At 42.7% G+C, this 1,994-nt stretch carries 2 protein-coding genes and 1 other annotated feature; both genes read right to left on the bottom strand.

Annotated features, from left to right (window positions below):
- Positions 1-133: 133 nt before the first annotated feature.
- On the bottom strand, positions 134-1,093 hold the full coding sequence (locus GX348_11410; protein ID NLP42763.1) for a bile acid:sodium symporter family protein: 960 nt from the start codon (positions 1,091-1,093) through the stop codon (positions 134-136).
- A 66-nt stretch (positions 1,094-1,159) separates the two neighbouring features.
- Positions 1,160-1,410: a binding site (T-box leader), on the bottom strand.
- A 114-nt stretch (positions 1,411-1,524) separates the two neighbouring features.
- Positions 1,525-1,994: hypothetical protein (locus GX348_11405; protein ID NLP42762.1), on the bottom strand; the 470-nt coding region annotated here is incomplete at its 5' end.

Raw genomic sequence — 1,994 nt, 5'->3', positions numbered from 1 at the left:
TCTAGGGGTTTAACTTAAATTTGCTATATTTTATCACAAATTATGGTTTATTGAAATATTTCCTTTAAAATCCAAAAATATTTTTTGCTAATAAAAATACCCGACACAGGCAATGCCGTATCGGGTATTGTGTTTAGGCTGCGGCACTGGTTTCGGCAGCATCTTCTTCCACAGGCTTATTACCCCAGTAGCTTGCCAGTAAACTGCCGCTCATGTACTCCCAGACCGTCATAACAGCCGCCGGCAAAGCCGCCATTGGATCTAAGTGCGCCAAAGCAAGCGCAACAGTAAGGCCTGAGTTTTCCATACCAATTTCAAAAGTGATAGCACGGGATTTCTTTTTGGACATATTGACAGCCCGACCGGCATAATAGCCAAGCACCAAACCGGCGACATTGTGAATTGCAACTGCTACACAAAGGACAAGGGCCATTGTCGCCATTTTTGAGGCATTAAGAGCCACAACAGAAGACATAATTGCGATGATAAAGACAACCGATACTGCGGGAACTACCTTGGTGAGTTTCTCAACAAACTTAGGGGCAATAGTATGCAGCGCAATCCCAGCCGATACAGGAATTAATACAATGTAAACAATATCCATAAGCAGCGCAGTGGCATCGATAGGAATCATGGAACCAGCTAGCAATAAGAAGATGTACGGGGTAAGTACCGGCGCCAAAATGGTATTAACACTCGAAACGGTAACCGAAAGGGCAGTATCACCCTTGGCGATATAAGTCATTACGTTTGAACCCGTACCGCTTGGCGCAGCTCCCAAGAGTACCATACCCGCAGCTAGTGCCGGCGGAAGATTAAGCAGCTTTGCCACAGCAAAACCAACTAACGGCATAATTAAATAGCGGAAAAAGACGCCGTAGAAAACATCTTTCGGTCTAGTGAAAACTAGGCGGAAATCTTCTAGGGACATGGTAAGGCCCATCCCTAACATGATAATCCCGAGAAGATAGGAAATGTACGGTCCGATTGGTTTAAACGGGGCCGGATAATAAAAAGCGATTGCCGAAATCAGTACAACCCACAGTGTCATATTCTTGCAAATAAACTGAGCCAACTTCTCCAAATACTTCATAAAATAATTCCTCCTAAAATAATGAGTGAAAAACAAAAAACCCCTTGCCCTCCAAGTCTATAGACTTAAAGGGGCAAGAGGCTACTCTCGCGGTACCACCCTTTTTACAGATAAAAAATCTGCATCTCATCAGGTCAATCAACCCTAGCAGTATAACGGCTGCACTCCTTACGGAGCTGAGACCGGCGCAGCTTACTTTACAGTTCAGCCTTGCTGTTCGGGAGTGATCTTTGTATTCCTGTCGTTACCGGTTCGCACCACCCACCGGCTCTCTGAAACAACATTGAGAATCCAACATTCTCCCTCATCACATTTAAGATTTATTAAGTTATGTAAATAAGACTATATATAATATACTCCCGCTGTTTCATTCTGTCAACATAATATTAAAATTTTATTATGTTTGTCCAATTTCTTTGGCGTTTACCGCATTATTGGCCTTTACCTAAGTGGTAATCGGCTATCCTCTTCTGTATTTCCGGCGTTGGAATACGCTTGTAAGGTACCTTAGCCAGGATTTCTTCAATCAACTCCTGAAAAAATACGGCCGCAGTTGTATTAATTGTATTGGTATCGGTTGTAAATCTTGTTGCTTTAATAACGTGAGCTTTTTTATCTACAGCCGAATAGGCATAGCATTTCAATACGATCGCCGACTCAATATAGTTTTCTTCATGCCAAAAGTCCGTGAATTCCCTAAGATCGGCCTGCGATAGCTCCACAGCAATTACAATATCGGCCGCTAATTTTTCAGCAATCGCTGCCATTGTTTGTTCTTCTGCCTGCCTGACCACTTTGTTATCCGCCAAAGAGGCTTTGTCAGCTTCATCAACCGCCTTTAATGGTATAACTGAATAAAAAGGATATTTAAAGGGTTCCCTAATTTTGTGCTCGATTATTT

It is taken from the genome of Veillonellaceae bacterium (assembly GCA_012523975.1).
Classification (GTDB): Bacteria; Bacillota; Negativicutes; order JAAYSF01; family JAAYSF01; genus JAAYSF01.
The sequence above is the reverse complement of the archived record's forward strand: the minus strand, read 5'-3'. Positions and strand labels throughout refer to the sequence as shown.